At 38.6% G+C, this 17,052-nt stretch carries 22 protein-coding genes; 17 read left to right on the forward strand and 5 right to left on the reverse strand.

Features of this window, described 5'->3' with window-relative positions; translation table 11 throughout:
• Positions 1 to 64: 64 nt before the first annotated feature.
• From H5159_RS11630 to glpG, 4 genes are all read left to right on the forward strand, one after another.
• The gene (locus H5159_RS11630; protein WP_002961055.1) at positions 65 to 1,258 is read left to right on the forward strand and encodes a glycine C-acetyltransferase; all 1,194 of its coding nucleotides are present in this window, start codon (positions 65 to 67) and stop codon (positions 1,256 to 1,258) included.
• A 50-nt stretch (positions 1,259 to 1,308) separates the two neighbouring features.
• Positions 1,309 to 2,334, forward strand: coding sequence for an L-threonine 3-dehydrogenase (gene tdh / locus H5159_RS11635; protein ID WP_024595694.1), 1,026 nt, complete (start codon positions 1,309 to 1,311; stop codon positions 2,332 to 2,334).
• A 68-nt stretch (positions 2,335 to 2,402) separates the two neighbouring features.
• Positions 2,403 to 2,720 carry a thiosulfate sulfurtransferase GlpE gene (gene glpE / locus H5159_RS11640; RefSeq protein WP_010554397.1) on the forward strand — a complete coding sequence of 106 codons (318 nt, stop codon included), beginning with the start codon at positions 2,403 to 2,405 and terminating at the stop codon, positions 2,718 to 2,720.
• Complete coding sequence (gene glpG, locus H5159_RS11645) at positions 2,717 to 3,535, forward strand: rhomboid family intramembrane serine protease GlpG (RefSeq protein ID WP_024595695.1); 819 nt, start codon at positions 2,717 to 2,719, stop codon at positions 3,533 to 3,535. Before glpE ends, glpG begins: the two co-directional genes overlap by 4 nt.
• A gap of 3 nt (positions 3,536 to 3,538) precedes the next feature.
• Here the strand turns inward: glpG and H5159_RS11650 are convergent, their stop codons facing one another.
• Complete coding sequence (locus tag H5159_RS11650; RefSeq protein ID WP_002961049.1) at positions 3,539 to 3,937, reverse strand: flagellar basal body-associated protein FliL; 399 nt, start codon at positions 3,935 to 3,937, stop codon at positions 3,539 to 3,541.
• A gap of 154 nt (positions 3,938 to 4,091) precedes the next feature.
• On the opposite strand from H5159_RS11650, the gene H5159_RS11655 reads away from it, so the two are divergent.
• On the forward strand, positions 4,092 to 4,631 hold the full coding sequence (locus tag H5159_RS11655) for a chorismate lyase (RefSeq protein ID WP_002961048.1): 540 nt from the start codon (positions 4,092 to 4,094) through the stop codon (positions 4,629 to 4,631).
• Positions 4,628 to 5,506 (forward strand): 4-hydroxybenzoate octaprenyltransferase, encoded by an 879-nt coding sequence (ubiA, locus tag H5159_RS11660; protein ID WP_182780322.1) that lies wholly within the window; start codon positions 4,628 to 4,630, stop codon positions 5,504 to 5,506. The genes H5159_RS11655 and ubiA overlap by 4 nt, the downstream gene beginning before the upstream one ends.
• A 38-nt stretch (positions 5,507 to 5,544) precedes the next feature.
• On the opposite strand, the gene H5159_RS11665 is transcribed toward ubiA, so the two are convergent.
• The 3 genes from H5159_RS11665 to H5159_RS11675 form a co-directional block, all read right to left on the reverse strand.
• A complete protein-coding gene (locus H5159_RS11665) occupies positions 5,545 to 6,165 on the reverse strand; it encodes a 2OG-Fe(II) oxygenase (RefSeq protein ID WP_002961046.1) in 621 nt (206 codons plus the stop codon).
• A gap of 91 nt (positions 6,166 to 6,256) precedes the next feature.
• On the reverse strand, positions 6,257 to 7,141 hold the full coding sequence (locus H5159_RS11670; protein WP_182720489.1) for a LysR family transcriptional regulator: 885 nt from the start codon (positions 7,139 to 7,141) through the stop codon (positions 6,257 to 6,259).
• Between the two features lie 377 nt (positions 7,142 to 7,518).
• Entirely contained in the window at positions 7,519 to 7,941 is a 423-nt protein-coding gene (locus H5159_RS11675; protein WP_002961042.1) for a DUF2721 domain-containing protein, read from the reverse strand.
• A gap of 75 nt (positions 7,942 to 8,016) precedes the next feature.
• On the opposite strand from H5159_RS11675, the gene H5159_RS11680 reads away from it, so the two are divergent.
• Genes H5159_RS11680 through tsaD form a run of 3 tightly spaced genes read left to right on the forward strand, consistent with a single transcriptional unit; the run spans position 8,017 to position 10,005 of the window.
• Positions 8,017 to 8,370 (forward strand): DUF2007 domain-containing protein, encoded by a 354-nt coding sequence (locus H5159_RS11680; RefSeq protein ID WP_002961041.1) that lies wholly within the window; start codon positions 8,017 to 8,019, stop codon positions 8,368 to 8,370.
• Positions 8,363 to 8,953, forward strand: coding sequence for a YjaG family protein (locus H5159_RS11685; protein ID WP_002961040.1), 591 nt, complete (start codon positions 8,363 to 8,365; stop codon positions 8,951 to 8,953). The genes H5159_RS11680 and H5159_RS11685 overlap by 8 nt, the downstream gene beginning before the upstream one ends.
• Positions 8,954 to 8,991: 38 nt before the next feature.
• Positions 8,992 to 10,005, forward strand: a complete 1,014-nt coding sequence (gene tsaD / locus H5159_RS11690) for a tRNA (adenosine(37)-N6)-threonylcarbamoyltransferase complex transferase subunit TsaD (protein WP_182780323.1) — start codon at positions 8,992 to 8,994, stop codon at positions 10,003 to 10,005.
• 11 nt (positions 10,006 to 10,016) lie between these two features.
• Here tsaD and plsY read toward each other — a convergent pair whose 3' ends face one another.
• Positions 10,017 to 10,628, reverse strand: a complete 612-nt coding sequence (gene plsY, locus H5159_RS11695; protein ID WP_182735916.1) for a glycerol-3-phosphate 1-O-acyltransferase PlsY — start codon at positions 10,626 to 10,628, stop codon at positions 10,017 to 10,019.
• A gap of 230 nt (positions 10,629 to 10,858) precedes the next feature.
• Between plsY and folB the strand changes: the two genes are divergently transcribed.
• The 8 genes from folB (at position 10,859) to H5159_RS11735 (ending at position 17,031) form a co-directional block, all read left to right on the forward strand.
• Positions 10,859 to 11,218: a dihydroneopterin aldolase gene (gene folB, locus H5159_RS11700; RefSeq protein ID WP_024604056.1), complete on the forward strand. Its 360-nt coding sequence runs from the start codon at positions 10,859 to 10,861 to the stop codon at positions 11,216 to 11,218.
• The gene (gene folK, locus H5159_RS11705) at positions 11,219 to 11,707 is read left to right on the forward strand and encodes a 2-amino-4-hydroxy-6-hydroxymethyldihydropteridine diphosphokinase (RefSeq protein WP_024604057.1); all 489 of its coding nucleotides are present in this window, start codon (positions 11,219 to 11,221) and stop codon (positions 11,705 to 11,707) included.
• Positions 11,704 to 12,504 carry an undecaprenyl-diphosphate phosphatase gene (locus H5159_RS11710; RefSeq protein WP_182716854.1) on the forward strand — a complete coding sequence of 267 codons (801 nt, stop codon included), beginning with the start codon at positions 11,704 to 11,706 and terminating at the stop codon, positions 12,502 to 12,504. Before folK ends, H5159_RS11710 begins: the two co-directional genes overlap by 4 nt.
• 175 nt (positions 12,505 to 12,679) lie before the next feature.
• Positions 12,680 to 14,035: a UDP-N-acetylmuramate:L-alanyl-gamma-D-glutamyl-meso-diaminopimelate ligase gene (gene mpl, locus H5159_RS11715; protein ID WP_182716855.1), complete on the forward strand. Its 1,356-nt coding sequence runs from the start codon at positions 12,680 to 12,682 to the stop codon at positions 14,033 to 14,035.
• 1 nt (position 14,036) lies between these two features.
• Positions 14,037 to 14,657: a flavin prenyltransferase UbiX gene (locus H5159_RS11720; protein ID WP_002961027.1), complete on the forward strand. Its 621-nt coding sequence runs from the start codon at positions 14,037 to 14,039 to the stop codon at positions 14,655 to 14,657.
• Positions 14,657 to 15,586 carry an ABC transporter ATP-binding protein gene (locus H5159_RS11725; protein ID WP_024595485.1) on the forward strand — a complete coding sequence of 310 codons (930 nt, stop codon included), beginning with the start codon at positions 14,657 to 14,659 and terminating at the stop codon, positions 15,584 to 15,586. Before H5159_RS11720 ends, H5159_RS11725 begins: the two co-directional genes overlap by 1 nt.
• Positions 15,587 to 16,354: an ABC transporter permease gene (locus H5159_RS11730; protein ID WP_002961025.1), complete on the forward strand. Its 768-nt coding sequence runs from the start codon at positions 15,587 to 15,589 to the stop codon at positions 16,352 to 16,354. It begins immediately after the preceding gene.
• Complete coding sequence (locus H5159_RS11735; protein ID WP_024603594.1) at positions 16,354 to 17,031, forward strand: tRNA (guanosine(46)-N(7))-methyltransferase TrmB; 678 nt, start codon at positions 16,354 to 16,356, stop codon at positions 17,029 to 17,031. The genes H5159_RS11730 and H5159_RS11735 overlap by 1 nt, the downstream gene beginning before the upstream one ends.
• Positions 17,032 to 17,052 lie beyond the last annotated feature (21 nt).

The raw sequence follows: 17,052 nt of genomic DNA on the forward strand, positions 1-17,052 counted from the left end.
CCCCGCATAATAAACAGCCGTGAAAGTGCGGTTGTTTACCCGTTCAAATAGATGGAGAACCTAGATGAGAGCATCTGCTTTTTTTAGCCAGTTACAACAGCAAATTGAAGACGTAAAAACCGAAGGTTTGTATAAAAACGAACGTATTATTAAGTCCCAGCAGCAAGCTCAAATCGAAGTTGCATCAGGTAAAGTAATCAACTTTTGTGCTAATAACTACTTAGGTTTAGCTAATAGCCCAGAGTTAATTGAAGCGGCGCAAAATGGTTTAAATAATCATGGTTTTGGTGTGGCTTCAGTACGTTTTATTTGTGGCACGCAAGATATCCATAAAACACTAGAGCAAAAAATCAGTGCGTTTTTAGAAACAGAAGATACTATTTTATATTCTTCATGTTTTGACGCAAATACAGGTTTGTTCGAAACTATTTTAGGCGCAGAAGACGCTATTATTTCTGATTCATTAAATCATGCATCAATTATTGACGGTGTACGTTTATGTAAAGCTAAACGTTTTCGTTATGCAAATAACGACATGGCTGATCTTGAGAAGCAACTTATTGCAGCAGACGAAGCCGGTGCTAAAACTAAACTAATTGCTACCGATGGCGTATTTTCTATGGACGGCGTTATTTGTAATTTAGAAGCTGTGTGCGACTTAGCCGATAAATATGATGCGCTTGTAATGGTAGATGACTCTCACGCAGTTGGCTTTGTTGGCGAAAACGGTAAGGGTACACCTGAGTACTGTAATGTATTAGACCGTGTAGATATTATCACCGGTACATTAGGTAAGGCGCTGGGCGGTGCTTCAGGTGGTTATACATCAGGTAAAAAAGAAATTGTTGAATGGTTACGTCAGCGTTCACGCCCATACTTGTTCTCAAACTCATTAGCGCCTTCAATTGTTACTGCATCAATTAAAGTACTTGAAATGCTTGAAAATGGCGGCGAGCTTCGCGCTAAACTTTGGTCAAATGCTAAATATTTCCGTGAGCAAATGGAAGCTGCTGGTTTTACGTGTGCAGGTAAAGATCATGCAATTATCCCCGTAATGCTAGGAGATGCCAAAGTAGCCTCGTTAATGGCTGATAAATTACTTGCTGAAGGCATTTACGTAACCGGTTTTTCATTCCCTGTAGTACCAAAAGGGCAAGCGCGTATTCGTACACAAATTTCAGCGGCACATAGTATTGAGCAACTCGATACAGCTATCGATGCATTTACCCGTATTGGTAAAGAAATGGGCGTTATTTAATTTTATTTTAAACCGAAGCCTCGCTTCGGTTTTTTAATTGAGTGTGGATTATGAAAGCATTATCAAAATTAAAAGCAGAACCGGGCATTTGGATGACAGATGCACCAAAGCCAGAAGTAGGTCATAACGACTTACTGATTAAAATTCGCAAAACAGCTATTTGTGGTACCGACGTACATATTTACAAGTGGGACGAATGGGCAAGTAAAACCATTCCAACGCCTATGGTTGTTGGCCATGAATATGTTGGTGAAGTCGTTGATATGGGCCAAGAAGTTCGTGGCTTTCAGGTTGGCGACCGCGTATCTGGCGAAGGGCATATTACGTGTGGGCATTGTCGAAATTGTCGTGCAGGGCGTGTACATTTATGCCGTAATACAACGGGTGTAGGTGTAAACCGTGAAGGTGCGTTTGCCGAATATTTAGTTATTCCTGCATTTAACGCATTTAAAATTCCAGATAATATTTCTGACGAACTCGCTTCTATTTTCGACCCATTTGGTAACGCAGTTCATACCGCACTATCGTTTGACTTAGTTGGCGAAGATGTACTTATCACTGGTGCAGGCCCAATTGGTATTATGGCAGCAGCTGTTGCAAAACATGTTGGTGCTCGCCACGTTGTAATTACCGACGTAAACGAATACCGCCTAGATTTAGCACGTAAAATGGGGGCTTCACGCGCTGTAAACGTTGCCAATGAAAAGCTTGAAGATGTAATGAAAGAGCTAGGTATGACAGAGGGTTTTGATATTGGCCTTGAAATGTCAGGTGTGCCAAGCGCGTTTAATTCAATGCTTAATAATATGAACCACGGCGGTAAAATTGCCATGCTGGGTATTCCACCATCTGATATGGCAGTTGACTGGAACCAAGTTATTTTTAAAGGTTTAGTGATTAAAGGTATTTACGGTCGCGAAATGTTCGAAACGTGGTACAAAATGGCAAGTTTGATTCAATCTGGCCTAGATTTAAACCCAATCATTACACATCAATATTCTGTGGATGACTTCCAAGCTGGCTTTGATATGATGATTTCAGGTCAGTCAGGTAAAGTAATTTTAAACTGGGATTAGTTCCTAACTAAATTACAAGAAGGGCGGCTTTAGCCGCCTTTTTTATACTATTAATTAAAGAGATTTTAATGGCATTTAAACATATTTCTATAGCGCAAACGTTAGAGCTTTTAGATAAAGAAGACGTGGTAATTGCAGATATTCGCGATCCTAATTCGTATCAAGCCGGTCGCATTCCAGGCTCAGAAGCACTTTCTAACGGTAATATCGCACAATTTATGATGGAAAAAGAATTCGATCAGCCAATTATTATTGTCTGCTACCACGGTATGAGCTCACAAGGCGCAGCTAGCTACTTAGTTGAGCAAGGTTTTGAAGACGTTTACAGTATGGATGGCGGCTTTACAGCTTGGGAAGCTGCTTACAGCGAGAAAGTAGAGCGATGATAGAGCTTGGCAGTTTAAATAACCCGCGCGCCGCACAGGGCTTTATAGATTATTTAAAAAGCCAAGGTTTACAAGGACAATTAAGCTCCTCAGATGGTAGCAATGTCATTATTAGTGTTGCGCCTGAGCATTTTCATCAAATACAACCTTTATGGGCCGAATTTACACAAAACCCTAACCATGAACGCTATCAACAAGCTTCATGGGATGTAGGTAGCACACAATCGCCGCTTAAATACCAAGGGCAATCACTTAATCTAATGACGCGATTTAAAGCGCTTAGCTGGTTAAATCAAACCGTAAGTATTGTAAGCGTTATAATTTATTTTGCTTTTTTACTAGGTGGTTTTGAGACCATTTACACCATGATGCAGTTTAAACCTACGCAGCCTTTAAGTTGGTTAACGCCCGCCCTCGTACATTTTAGCGCGATGCATATAGTGTTTAATTTAATTTGGTGGATGTCGCTTGGTGACAATATCGAAAAACAATGCGGAAAACTCACCCTAATAGGTTTGTTTTTAGTAACTGCACTTATAAGTAATTGGGCACAATACTTAATGGTTGGCCCCAATTTTGGCGGCTTGAGTGGTGTGGTGTATGGGCTACTTGGTTTTTGCTGGATTCATAGCTTTTTAAATCCTAACAAGCCTGCGCTTGTAAGTACGGCTATTGTTGGCTTTATGTTGATTTGGTTAGTGCTTGGGTTTGCTGATGTATTGTTTGTAGGTATGGCTAATTGGGCGCACTTAGGTGGGTTACTTAGCGGTATGGCTTTTGCCTATACCGCCAAAATATTTAACGCAAAACGTTAAATACTAATGATATAAATATTTAGTGAACAAGACTTCACGGATGATCTCTTGTCCTGTTTCTTCTTTTAGCAGGCTTTTTAGTTTTTCGGCGCACTTTGCACGTATTTCTTCACGGCCAGTAAGTGATTTTATTTTTTCTTCTGGTTCTTTAGATAAAATCTCTACTAGGGCATCACGAAGTAATGGCGTGTGGTGTTCAACCACTGCAATATCAGAAGTGTCAGTAAGCATTAAATCAATAGTTACACGCACATAGCCCATTTTTTTACTTGATGCGCCAATGTAGTTGGTGATTATATCTGGCTCAAAACCAAAATAACCAACTGTGGATTCAGCACGAGCTGTAAAGCTTATAACGCTTACAAAGAACGTAAAAAGACCTGCGTATACTATTTTTTTCATATTTAAAGCGTTTCTTAAAACTTGTTACAAATAGTTTATACTTAATAGTAGGTAATAAACAGCGCCAAGCAATTATTTATGGTTATAAAACATCACTTTTTCAAAAGCTTTGGCAATGGTATCATCTCGTTGTTTTTTATTTTGTTGAGCTATTGTGATTACTTATCCTCTGTCTATATCTGCTAATTGGCAGTCCACTTCTTATATAAGTGACTTATCTCCTCTAGAGCAAGAGTGGCTTTTTGAACAGAATTCATTAACGGCTAAATTAAAAAGTAACTCAAAAACTTTTAATGTAAAGGTATTAAGTGAGCAGTTATTTACTTTAAGCCCAGAGCAAAACTTACTACTAAACAGCACAGCTAAAACAGCTATTAATAGAGAAGTTCTCTTACTGTGCGATAACAAACCTGTGGTGTACGCACAAAGCTGGCTTCCTAAAAATGATTCTATTAATCCTTTGCACAATATGGGCGAGCGTCCTTTAGGTGATGTGATTTTTCAAGACCCAGCATTAAAACGAACGGATATAGAAATTGCTTATTTTGATGACACGCACCCTATTCAGCAATTAGTTACAAAATTGAACTTACCCGAGAAAAACTTACTAGGGCGTCGAAGTGTATTCTCACTCAAAGAATATAAGTTTTTAGTGTGTGAAGTGTTTTTACCTGGAGCATATTTATACTCATGAAATTAGCCGCTTTAAAGCCAAAACATATTCCTTATTATATACAGTTAATGCGTATAGATAAGCCCATTGGTACCTTGTTATTACTTTGGCCAACATACTGGGCTTTATGGCTTGCTAATAGTGGGGTGCCGAGCTTACTCAACTTTATTATATTTACGCTGGGCGTTGTTGTTATGCGTAGCGCAGGGTGTGTAATTAATGATTTTGCAGATAGAAAAATAGACGGCTCGGTAAAACGCACAGCTCAACGGCCGCTAGCTTCAGGACAGGTGAGTAGTGGTGAAGCACTTAGCCTATTTTTACTACTCATAGTTATTGCGTTCATTTTAGTATTAATGCTTAGCGTCAATACTATTTTGCTTTCTTTTGGTGCTTTGGCTTTAGCCTTTTGTTACCCCTTTATGAAGCGCTATACACAGTTACCTCAAGTTATTTTAGGGGCTGCATTTGGTTGGGCTATTCCTATGGCTTATATGGCTTCAATTAATGCACTACCAAAGCAGGCATGGTTATTATTTATAGCCAATATTTGCTGGACAGTGGCTTACGATACCATGTATGCGATGGTTGATAGGGACGACGATTTAAAAATAGGGGTAAAATCAACCGCTATTTTATTTGGTAAATACGACCGCCATATTATCTTTTTACTTAATGCTGTATTTATAGCGTTGGTTGCTTTTATTGGTATAAGCAATCATTTAAGTGTCGCATTTGGCGTTGGTTTAAGTATTGCTGCGGGCCTATTGGCATACCAACAAACGCTTATTCATAAACGTGAAAGAGATGCCTGTTTTAAAGCGTTTTTAAATAATCATTACGTGGGTTTGGCTATCTTTATAGGGTTATTACTTTCATACCCAATAGCATTTTAAAAGCCTCAATAAAGGCTGTTAAAATGCTCTATTAGGAGTTATCGGGGCGGATCAATAATGCCGCTAATAGAGGCGTTTTTTCTAAACCAGCCTGCAATAGAATAGCGATCGTCAACGGCGGGAAGTACTTCGTGGGCAAAGCGTTCGCTTTCAAACATTACTAATGTGCCAGCAGTTGGTTTAATTGTTATTTCTATCTCTTTACTTTTAGGTTTATAAATAACAAGTTCGCCACCTTGCTTAGGCGTATTTAAATAAAGTACCGTTGTAAATACTCGATTAGAGCGACCTTTAAATGCATCTAAGTGCTTTTTGTAAAAATCACCCTGTGTATATTTTGCATAATGGCATTCGTAATCAAATAACCCCATAAAAAAACTGCGATTTAACGTGGTCTTTATACTTTGCATTATTGCTTGATAGGTAAGCTGTGCTTGAGAGCTGCCGTCAAACCAATAGGTTTTATCAGTACGTACGGTTTTATCTATTTGTAAGTCATTTAATCGACCAATACCAGCAAGGCTAAAGTGAGGGTTTATACGGTGGCAGTCTGCAACTAAATCGTTAACTAAATCGGCAATAAGCGCGTTATGAATTACGGTATATCCTTGGCGTTCTATATCATCTAAATAGACATCAGGACCAAAAAGTGTGTTCATTCACATCAGCTGTTTAAAAAAGGTGCGACAGTGTAGCCGAAAAGCTGTTAAAAGCTACTGTTTATTGTGCCGCACTTTTTGAAACATCAGATTAGCTAAATGCAGCACCCGCTTTTTTTATAAGCGATAGTAAATGCTCTACATGTTCAGTAATCGACGTCTGTTGGCTTGTTTGTACAACGAGTTGTTCGTGGTTTAAATCTTTATTTGTTTTAAGTTGTACTAATTCAGAATTCTCTGCGATTGCATTAGCATGTTCAATGCTTGCAATAGCAAAATGATCTGATTTAACTACACCTGCCATTACTTGCTCAATACTGCCCACTTTAATACTTGATGATTTATTTAAAGAATCAATTGCTTCATTAAGCATAGTTTGTACTTGTTTAGACTCAGAGAAACAGCCAAACATCGGATAGTTATCAAGGTTTTGTTTACTTATATCGTTTTTATGGGCAAGAGGGTGGTTTTTTGAAACAAATAACACAAGCTGATCAGGTAAGTGAATGTCACTGCCAATACTATTAATAGCTTGAGAGTATACGCTAATGTCTATTTCACCTTGTTGGAGTTTGCGTGTTAACTCTTGCTGATCTTGTAGCTGCATCTCAATTTTTATATGAGGGTATTGAGCTAAAAACTGTCCACAAGAAATAGGTACTATGCTGCTTGCCTTATTGGTATACCCAATAACGAGCTTTTCATTGGCATTACCGTTTACTGATTGAAAAATCCGCTTTTTCGTTAGCTCAAGTTCCGATAGGGTTGTTTTAGCATATTCTAGAAAAAGCTCGCCTTCTGGCGTTAATTTAACAGAGCGTGTTGAGCGTTTTACTAACTCATATCCCATTTCATCTTCAAGTGTTTGAATGCTGCGCGTTAGCGCTGAAGTACTAATTTGGGTTTGTTCAGCAGCTTGTCTAAAATGACGTAATATACCAAGTGCTACAAATTGCTCTAATTGTTCAAATCTCACTTTATAGTCCCTTTTTATAAGTAAGTCGCAGATACCACGGACATCAAATATATTAATTTTTATTCTAAAGTTTAGTAAAATTCTATATTGAAATACGGTTGCAAGTTCATACGTGTTTCCAGCAGGATACCCCCCTTTTAGTATTAATTAAAGAGAAAAGCGACCAAATAGTATTACTTTTTAAATTCATAACTAGTTGTTTATTGTATTTTATCTATGTTTTTGCAATGGGCTAGCTAAGTAAACTTATTTGTAGTCAGTAAGTTAGTTAGTATATTTGGATTAAATTGTTCTAATTAATAAAAAAGTACGCCCCAAAAAGGGGCGTTCGTACAACATGATTGTGACAAATAATAGAGTGTTTTATTTATAATAAACTATTTTACAAAATTTCTATTTATTCGGCTACTTAGTGGTTTATTTTCAATGCTTTGTAGTTCTATCTCGATTGCATCACAGGAAATATGTATTTCAAATAAAGACGTTAATAACGATAAACTTAAGCAAGCTAAGCTAATGCCAAATAAAATAATTCCTGTGGCATTAAACTCAATAAATAATGCAAACATTGATAGTGTACACAGTAGAAAAGAGGCTACCCCGTACACTTGCATCGTTCTAATTAGCTTAATACGTTTACGTAAGTTAGTGATTTGAGCCACTACAACAGGCCGAATAGATTCACCTTCACGCGCATTTAGCTCCCTAATTAATTGCGCTAAAACTAAAAATCGGTTTGTATAGGCGAGTAATAGCAGCGATATGGCCGGAAAAAGTAAGCCAGGGGTTGTTAGTGTCATGTTTATTCCTTAAAAGTACAGCATGCTAATAATTTAGCGCAGGATATTGTTAACACAAAATAAATGAGGTGAATATTGCAAAATATTAATAATAACAATTCAACAGATAGCTCTTTTCAATGGGTTACAATTTATAAAGCTGAAAATACCTTGGAAGCGAATATCGTAAAAGGCTTAATACAAACTGCTGGAATAGAGTGTAAAATTAAAGGCGAGATGCTCCAAGGGGCGCTTGGAGAAATTCCATATGATCAGGCGCAAGTTAGTGTGCAGGTTTATGCGATAAAAGAGCGCCATGCGCGGCAAATATTGGTAAACTATCAACAAGTAAAACAATCCGCTCCAGATTGGGTATGCCCTAATTGTAATGAGCATAATGGATCAACATTTGATTTTTGTTGGTCGTGTGAGACGTTAAAGAATGACTAAAGCAAATAATTTTCAGCGTATTAGAGAGCTTAACTATTTACAAAAGGCCGTCTTAGCAAGTGCTTTAATAGAGCGAATGCTGCCAAATTACGGTTTATTTAGCGAAGCAACGGGTTTTGGTGATGAAACCTTATTACGTAATTCGCTTAATGTTTGTTGGGAAAAAATATTACTGCCTAAAAGTAAAATAGATCTCGAAAAACAAGTTGAAAAAATAGAGCCAAATGTTCCTGAACTTGCTGATTTTGATATGTTTGGTACTTATCCTGCTATTGATGCTGCAACGTCTTTACTTAGCTTAATGCACGGTTTAGTGGCGCAAGATGAGCAAGAGTTCATTAGTGTGAGCAAAATATCTCAAGCAACAGTGGCTCGCTTTATTGAATATCAAATGACGGTTGAAGGTGAGATTGCTGATAACACAGCAGTGAGAGAGCACCCATTAATGCAGTACGAAATTGAAGTATTAGGTGAGCTAATTGATTTTGTAGAAAATATGGGGCGTATTACCTCTGATAGCGTAAAGGCACTTAAAAAGTTTGCCCTTGAAGATGGCCAAACAAATATTGGTCTTACGTTATAAAAGAAGCAAAGTAGAATTTAAAAGGCAGGAGAAGTACAGTGCGAATTTTAGGCATTGAATCGTCATGTGATGAAACGGGTATTGCAATATATGATGACGAAAAAGGCTTGTTAGCTCATCAATTATACAGCCAAGTAAAAGTACACGCTGATTACGGCGGTGTAGTGCCGGAACTTGCATCGCGCGATCATGTTCGTAAAACATTACCACTTATAGATGCAGCATTTGCGCAAGCAGGTTGTGGCCCTGAAGATTTAGACGGTATTGCTTATACTGCAGGCCCAGGTCTAGTTGGTGCATTATTGGTAGGTACGTCTATTGGTCGCTCATTAGCATACGGCTGGGATATACCTGCGGTAGCAGTACATCACATGGAAGGGCATTTACTTGTTCCGATGCTTGAGGAAAATACCCCTGAGTTTCCGTTTATTGCATTGCTTGTATCGGGCGGTCATACCATGATGGTTAAAGTAGCAGGTATTGGACAATACGAAGTACTAGGTGAGTCAGTTGATGATGCCGCAGGCGAGGCCTTTGATAAAACGGCTAAGTTACTTGGTCTTGATTACCCCGGTGGTCCACGCTTAGCTAAAATGGCCGAACAAGGCGTAGCAAAGCGTTTTGTATTTCCTCGCCCTATGACCGACAAGCCAGGACTTGATTTTAGTTTTAGTGGTTTAAAAACAGCGGCATCAATCACGATTCGTGAAAATGACGACGACGATCAAACCAAAGCTGATATAGCGCATGCATTTCAAACGGCGGTTATTGATACGCTCGTTATTAAGTGTAAGCGTGCGCTTAAACAAACAGGTATTAAGCGTTTGGTCATCGCCGGTGGTGTGAGTGCAAATACACAGCTTCGACTGCAGCTTGAACGCGTAATGAAGGGTATGAAAGGCGAAGTGTTTTATCCGCGTACTGAATTTTGTACCGACAATGGTGCAATGATTGCTTATGCCGGAATGCAACGTTTAAAAGCAGGGCAATTTGCCACGCTTGATATGAAAACAAAACCTCGTTGGCCTATAGATAGCCTTGAGCCGATTTAATGACTCATATTTTAGATATTTTTGTTTTCATCGGTGGGTGCTTTTTTAGCACCCACTTTTGGTTCTTCCCCACTAAATAATCGAATAATATTAGTACGGTGACGAAATATAATTAACAGCGTGATAAAAGTAACGGGAAGAGTATAAAGTGGCTTTATTAGCCATGTATACAAGGGCGCTAGAGATACAGCAACAAGCGCCGCCAGTGATGAATAGCGTGTTATTGCCACTATAACTAACCAAGTACACACAAGTAAACCAGCCAATGATAAGCCAATAGGTAATAATGAGCCAAATGCCGTTGCTACGGCTTTACCGCCTTTGAAGCTAAAAAACAGTGGGTACATATGGCCTAAACAAGCAGCTACTGCGACTAAACCAAGCTCTAAAGGTTCAACTTCTAAAAAATAAGCCCCCCATACCGGAATAGTGCCTTTTAAAATATCAAACACCAGAACCAAGCAAGCCGGAAATGCTCCGCCTAATCTATAGACATTTGTAGCTCCTGGGTTGTTAGAACCACTATTACGAGGGTCTGGAAGTTTGAACAACCGCGACACTAAAATAGCCGACGAAATCGACCCAAGTAAATAAGCTAAAACAAACATTATAGAGGCTAACACGCGCTTCCTTATTTTTTAATTGCTATACCAATTGATAGTGCTTTTAGGCTATTATTGACAGCAAAATTTATCGTAAAAATTATTAACAGGCTATTTAATAGCTAGTTTAGTTATTTTGCTATTGTAGAAGTTATTTTTACATATTTAAACACTGGCTAAACCATATACAGTATTAATTTTATTGATGCTTAGTATAGTTGCTTAGTAGTTTGTTGTTATTTGGAGTATCAATGGATAAGGTTTTTATATCTCAATTGCACGTCGACACTATTATTGGAGTGTACGACTTTGAAAAAGAAAGTAAACAGAGCCTTTATTTTGATATTGAAATGCTAAGCGATATTAAGCCTGCAGCTGAAAATGACGATATTAATTTAGCACTGGATTACTCAAAAGTAAGTGAGCGAGTTATTGAGCACTGCACTTTAAAACCTGTAGAGTTGCTAGAAACTTTAGTTGAACAATTAGCGCATATTATTTTAAGCGAGTTTAATACTCCACAAGTTACTATAAGAGTAAGTAAACCAGCAGCAGTAGCACAAGCGCAAACTGTAGGTGTTGAAATTACACGTGTTAAGGCAACTGACTAAATGGCTCAAATTTATATCAGCCTAGGGTCAAATATAAATAAAGCGCATTATATACAATGTGCATTAATTGCACTTAAGCAGCACTTTGAACATATTGTACACTCGTCTGTTTTTGAAAGTGAAGCAGTAGGGTTTGCTGGCAATAATTTTTATAATTCAGTCGTTGGCGCTACAACTGATATGTCGCTTGTTGATGTATGCGCTTTATTAAAACAAATAGAGCGTGATAATGGACGCACAGCGAACGATAAAAAGTTTAGTCCACGAACGCTCGATTTAGATTTACTATTTTATGATGATGTAATTTGCGCTTCTCCAGCACAATTACCACGAGATGAAATAACTAAAAACGCATTTGTATTACAACCTCTTAGCGAGGTTGCCCCAGATTTCTATCATCCTGTAGCTAAACAAACGATTGCGCAGTTATGGAATGAATATAATAACCCTCAACAAAAGCTATGGAAGGTGGAGTTTTCTAACCCATGAGTATCATCGAAATAATTATTTTAGCCCTCATACAGGGATTTACTGAGTTTTTACCAATTTCTAGTTCTGCGCACTTAATTCTCCCATCGCAAATTTTAGGCTGGGAAGATCAAGGGCTTGCGTTTGACGTGGCAGTACATGTTGGTACTTTAATTGCCGTTGTTATTTATTTTCGCAAAGAGGTCGTCGACATACTCAGTGCGTGGTTTAAATCCTTTGGAGCACAGGGTACTAGTGATGATAGTAAGCTAGGTTGGTGGATAATTTTAGGCACTGTGCCTGCCGCTATTTTAGGCTTACTTTTAAAAGACTTTATAGAGTTGTACCTACGAAGCGCTTGGGTAATTGCTACTACCACAATTGTGTTTGGTTTATTGCTTTGGTACGCGGATGCAAAAGGTAAGCAAATTAAAACTATTTATCAGCTTAATTGGAAAACAGCACTTATTATTGGTTTTGCACAAGCTGTTGCAATGATCCCGGGAACTTCTCGCTCAGGTATCACGATGACTGCTGGTTTAATGCTTGGAATGAATAAGCAAAGCGCAGCGCGTTTTTCGTTCTTACTGGCAATTCCAATTATTTCTATGATGGGGCTTTATTATACTGCAGAGCTTGCTTTGGGTGACCATGTGGTTGATTGGAATACATTATTACTAGGTGTGGTGCTATCGTTCTTATCGGCTTATGCATGTATATTTATGTTTTTAAAAGTAATAGAGCGAATGGGCATGTTGCCATTTGTGATATATCGTTTATTGCTCGGTATAGGTTTGATAGTATTTTTAATGATGTAGCAAATAATGACTAATAAAAAAGCCTTCTAATTAAGAAGGCTTTTTTATTATCAAGTGGTCATTTTGGCACGAGTGAAATGCTTACTCGCAATGGTAACTAAGCACGAATTTTGGCATTATAGCGCCATTAAACTTTGCATAGCTGTAAAGTGAGCATACGATTTAAGGAAAGTATATGCATATACATATTTTGGGCATTTGTGGCACGTTTATGGGCGGTATTGCAGCCATTGCTAAATCGTTGGGTCATAAAGTAACGGGTTCCGATCAAAACGTTTACCCACCAATGAGTACGCAACTTGAAGAGCTTGGCATTGAACTGACTCAAGGCTACGACGTATCTCAATTAGAGCCAAAGCCAGATATGGTCGTTATTGGTAATGCAATGAGCCGTGGTAACCCGTGTGTTGAATATGTGCTTGATAAAGGCCTGCCTTATACATCTGGCCCTGAATGGCTTAAGCATAACTTACTGCAAGATTCTTGGGTACTTGCGGTTGCTGGTACGCATGGTAAAACAACCACAGCAAGTATGCTTGCATGGGTGTTAGAGTACGCAGGTTTAAAACCAGGGTTTTTAATTGGCGGCATAGTGCAAAATTTTGGTGTATCGGCAAAAGTGGGTGAAACGCCTTTTTTTGTTATTGAAGCAGATGAATACGACACTGCTTTTTTTGATAAGCGCAGTAAGTTTGTGCATTACCTCCCGCGTACACTTATCTTAAATAATCTTGAATTCGATCACGCTGATATTTTTGAAGATTTAAACGCAATAAAAAAACAATTTCATCACTTAATGCGTACATTACCTCAAAGCGGCAAGGTAATTTGGCCAAAGCAAGACGTAGCGCTTAATGACGTAATAGCACAAGGGCTTTGGAGCGAAAGCGAAACGCTAGGCGATGATTGGAGCTATGAATTAATAAAAGCCGATGGAAGTGAGTTTAATGTATTACTTAATGGCGAAAAGCAGGGCACTGTCTGTTGGCAAGCAATAGGCGAGCATAACGTTAAAAATGCGATTATGACTATCGCAGCAGCGCGCCATGTGGGTATAGCTGTTGATCATAGTATTGATGCGTTAGGAGAATTTATTAGCCCTAAAAGGCGTATGGAGCTAAAAGCGGATATAAATAATATTAAAGTGTATGACGACTTTGCGCATCACCCAACAGCAATTAAAACTACGCTTGCAGGATTGCGCGCAAAAGTAGGCGATGAAAAAATTATCGCTATTTTAGAGCCGCGCTCAAACACCATGAAAATGGGCGTGCACCAATATACATTATTAGATTCACTGCGTGATGCTGACAACGTACTCCTTTTTGAACCAGAGAATCTAAATTGGTCGCTAAAAGAGCAAGCAGATAAAGCAGGCATGCAGTGCTTTAGCAGCACGCAAACAATTATTGATACGGTGCTTGAAAATATTGAGCCTAATCAGCATATTTTAATTATGAGCAATGGCGGCTTTAATGGCCTTCATCAACACCTTGTTGATGGCTTAGCTGATAAATACAGCGGAGAATAGTGTGCAATTTAAAGATAGAATTACGCTCGCTTTTAGTGGTGCATCGGGTGCGCCTTATGGGCTTAGGTTACTTGAAGTATTACTAGAGCAGCAATTTCAGGTCTACGTTCTCATTTCAAGTGCAGCACGCGTGGTGCTTGATACAGAATCAAATATTAAGCTCTCTGGAAATGAAGATAAAGCCACAGAGCAGTTAAGTACGCTGTTTAATGCCAAACCTGAACAACTAAAAGTATACGGTAAAGATAACTGGTTTAGTCCTGTGGCTTCGGGCTCTGCTGCTCCTAAAAAAATGGTAGTATGCCCATGTAGTGCCGGATCGGTTTCTGCAATTGCAGTGGGGGCGTCTGATAATTTATTAGAACGCGCCGCTGATGTGGTAATTAAAGAACGCGGACAGCTCATTTTAGTGCCTCGCGAAACACCATTTAACGAAATTCATTTAGAAAACATGCTTAAGTTATCTCGTTTAGGGGTAACAATTATGCCAGCCGCCCCTGGTTTTTATCATAAGCCACAAAGTATCGAAGACTTAGTTGATTTTATGGTGGCGAGAATTTTAGATCATTTAAATATTGAGCATAACCTAACAAAACGTTGGGGTTATGGTGAGGGTAAGTAATGAATAAGCAAAATATTGCTTTAAATATAGAAGGCCTTACCAAGGTTTATAAAAATGGTGTTGAGGCAATTAAAGGCGTTGATTTACAAGTTGAAGAGGGCGATTTTTTCGCTTTGCTTGGTCCAAATGGAGCCGGTAAATCAACCACTATTGGTGTTATTTCGTCACTTGTTAATAAAACAAAAGGCAAAGTAGAAGTTTTTGGCTGTGATATTGATACTGATTTAGAAGCTGCAAAAGCGCATTTAGGCCTAGTGCCGCAAGAGTTTAACTTTAGCCAGTTTGAAACGCTTAGCCAAATACTGGTTAACCAAGCCGGTTATTATGGTGTGCCACGTGGTGAAGCCCATAAACGTGCTGATAAATATTTAGCGCAGCTGGGTTTGTTAGAGAAAAAAGACAAGCAAGCACGTACGCTTTCAGGCGGAATGAAACGTCGATTAATGATTGCACGCGCCCTTATGCACGAGCCAAAATTACTTATACTTGATGAGCCAACAGCGGGTGTAGACATTGAACTTCGTCGTTCAATGTGGGATTTTTTACGCCAAATAAATGAGCAAGGCGTTACTATTATTTTAACCACACACTACCTTGAAGAAGCTGAGTTACTGTGTAAAAACATAGCGATTATTGATTCTGGTCGAATTGTTGAAAACACCACCATTAAAGCACTGCTTGCAAAACTTGATAAAGAAACCTTTATTTTAGATTTAAAAATGCCAGCAAACCCTGTCACGCTTGAAGGTTATAAGTTTACGATGACGGACGATCATACTGTTGAAGTAGAAGTCGCTAAATCACAGGGCTTAAATGCGGTATTTAGCGCATTAACAACCCAAGGAAATACAGTATTGAGTATGCGAAATAAAGCAAACAGACTAGAAGAGTTATTTGTAGGACTACTAGAGCAAGGGCGGGGCGAATAAATGTTTAAATATGGCGTAGCCTTAAAGAGTTTATGGATTAAAGAGTGTATTCGTTTTTTACGTATCTGGGTACAAACCTTAGTGCCGCCAGCAATTACGATGAGCTTATATTTTGTTATTTTTGGTAACTTAATTGGTTCACGTATTGGTGATATGGGCGGCTTTAGTTATATGGAGTTTATTGTACCTGGCCTTATAATGATGTCGGTTATTACTAATTCCTATTCCAACGTAGCCTCTAGTTTTTACTCAACAAAATTTCAAAAAAGCATTGAAGAGCTTTTAGTTGCACCTGTGCCTAATTACATCATTGTACTGGGTTATATGGGCGGCGGTATGACGCGCGGTATTATGGTGGGCTTTATAGTTACTTGTGTATCGTTGTTATTTGTTGATATTCAAATTCATAATATTTTTGTAATTATGGCGACCGTTATTTTAACCTCAGCTGTGTTTGCTTTAGGTGGTTTAATTAATGCAATTTACGCAAATAGCTTTGACGATATAAGCATTATTCCCACCTTTATACTAACGCCATTAACTTACTTAGGCGGTGTATTTTATTCAATAACGTTATTGCCAGAATTTTGGCAAAACGTATCGCAAATAAATCCTATTATTTACATGGTAAATGCATTTCGCTATGGCTTTTTAGGTGTGTCGGATGTTGATTTAAGTGTAGCGCTAGGTGTTATTTTGGTGTTTATTACGGTGTTATTTACTTTAGCGCTAACTTTAATTAAAAAAGGTGTGGGGCTAAGACACTAATGAGTGATGCAAATTCACGTAGTATTGTATCTAATCAAGCGGGTATTCACGAAAAGCTTGATGAAATAGTAAATAAGCACTTAGATGCTGAATTTAAAAAGCCAATAGCAGCGCATACGCAAACTGCATTTGACGAGGTTAATGCTAAAGTACAAGCCTTTAGTGGCCCGCTTATTTTGGACTCGTGTTGTGGCGTGGGTGAAAGCTCAGCTAACTTAGCTAAGCGCCACCCTGATGCACTTATAGTTGGAATTGATAAATCTTCGCACCGCTTAGATAAGCATGATGTTGAATATAAGCAAACCGACAGTGGTCAGTACATCTTAGTGCAAGCAGATTTAAATGACTTTTGGCGTTTAGCGGTAGCCGCCAATTGGCAACCTACGCACCATTATTTGTTGTATCCAAACCCGTGGCCTAAATCTAAGCATATTCGTAGGCGCTGGCATGGCGCAGCTATTTTTCCATTTATCGTTAAGTTAGGTGGAAAATTAGAAGTGCGCAGCAATTGGGATATTTACGTTAAGGAGTTTGCTCGGGCGCTTGAATTAACAGGCAACCCTTGCGATGTAACACTTTATGAGTCAGACGATGCAATTACGCCTTTTGAGCGTAAATACTGGGCCAGTGGCCAGCAAAGCCACCGACTCGTTATAAACTTACCTAGGGCGTGTTGACCTTTCGTGATTGATTTTGCA

This window comes from Pseudoalteromonas sp. SG43-1, assembly GCF_014164415.1.
Classification (GTDB): domain Bacteria; phylum Pseudomonadota; class Gammaproteobacteria; order Enterobacterales; family Alteromonadaceae; genus Pseudoalteromonas; species Pseudoalteromonas distincta.

Coding starts and splice junctions, on each gene's coding strand:
- ubiA (WP_182780322.1), top strand. CDS start 4,628: ATGAAATTAGCCGCTTTAAAGCCAAAACATATTCCTTATTATATACAG.
- tdh (WP_024595694.1), top strand. CDS start 1,309: ATGAAAGCATTATCAAAATTAAAAGCAGAACCGGGCATTTGGATGACA.
- H5159_RS11735 (WP_024603594.1), top strand. CDS start 16,354: ATGAGTGATGCAAATTCACGTAGTATTGTATCTAATCAAGCGGGTATT.
- H5159_RS11665 (WP_002961046.1), bottom strand. CDS start 6,165: ATGAACACACTTTTTGGTCCTGATGTCTATTTAGATGATATAGAACGC.
- H5159_RS11710 (WP_182716854.1), top strand. CDS start 11,704: ATGAGTATCATCGAAATAATTATTTTAGCCCTCATACAGGGATTTACT.
- H5159_RS11675 (WP_002961042.1), bottom strand. CDS start 7,941: ATGACACTAACAACCCCTGGCTTACTTTTTCCGGCCATATCGCTGCTA.
- H5159_RS11650 (WP_002961049.1), bottom strand. CDS start 3,937: ATGAAAAAAATAGTATACGCAGGTCTTTTTACGTTCTTTGTAAGCGTT.
- H5159_RS11730 (WP_002961025.1), top strand. CDS start 15,587: ATGTTTAAATATGGCGTAGCCTTAAAGAGTTTATGGATTAAAGAGTGT.
- H5159_RS11685 (WP_002961040.1), top strand. CDS start 8,363: ATGACTAAAGCAAATAATTTTCAGCGTATTAGAGAGCTTAACTATTTA.
- folB (WP_024604056.1), top strand. CDS start 10,859: ATGGATAAGGTTTTTATATCTCAATTGCACGTCGACACTATTATTGGA.
- folK (WP_024604057.1), top strand. CDS start 11,219: ATGGCTCAAATTTATATCAGCCTAGGGTCAAATATAAATAAAGCGCAT.
- mpl (WP_182716855.1), top strand. CDS start 12,680: ATGCATATACATATTTTGGGCATTTGTGGCACGTTTATGGGCGGTATT.
- glpE (WP_010554397.1), top strand. CDS start 2,403: ATGGCATTTAAACATATTTCTATAGCGCAAACGTTAGAGCTTTTAGAT.
- H5159_RS11630 (WP_002961055.1), top strand. CDS start 65: ATGAGAGCATCTGCTTTTTTTAGCCAGTTACAACAGCAAATTGAAGAC.
- glpG (WP_024595695.1), top strand. CDS start 2,717: ATGATAGAGCTTGGCAGTTTAAATAACCCGCGCGCCGCACAGGGCTTT.
- H5159_RS11725 (WP_024595485.1), top strand. CDS start 14,657: ATGAATAAGCAAAATATTGCTTTAAATATAGAAGGCCTTACCAAGGTT.